Consider the following 429-nt stretch of genomic DNA (forward strand, 5'->3'; position numbering starts at 1 on the left):
CCCCATGGCCGCATAATTTATACCAAATGGCCTCCGGCAATCCCGGGGCGGTTCAAAACCGCATCGGCGTGACCCATAAAATGCTCTACTGTCACCATTGACGGGTCCATCCGCCCGGCAAAATAGTTGTCACGCTTCATCAGACCAATATCGCTGAACGAGGCTGTAAACTCATCGCTAGGTCCGATCATCATGCCGAATTGGCCATGTATGATTAGGTTGCGATCGTCCGCTAATGTGAGAAGCTGGTTTACGCTGCCAAGCAGTTCATCCTCCTGCTCTGAAGCCAATCCTGCACATTTAACTCTAGCAGCGAAAAACTCTAGGCGGCTCTTTCCCGCTCCGCATTTTCGTAGGGTTTTTGCTTGTTCATTCTTGTGGATCGGCGTGCAAAAAGGACCCCGTTAGCGGGGTGATCGGCGTCTAAAA

1 protein-coding gene is annotated in these 429 nt (G+C 51.5%); it reads right to left on the reverse strand.

Annotated elements, in window-relative coordinates; all coding sequences use genetic code 11:
* Window positions 1-17: 17 nt before the first annotated feature.
* Window positions 18-290: a hypothetical protein gene (locus tag ACODR8_RS19985; protein ID WP_489008857.1), complete on the reverse strand. Its 273-nt coding sequence runs from the start codon at window positions 288-290 to the stop codon at window positions 18-20.
* Window positions 291-429 lie beyond the last annotated feature (139 nt).

The sequence above is a fragment of the Sphingobium sp. FG58 genome, assembly GCF_057809055.1.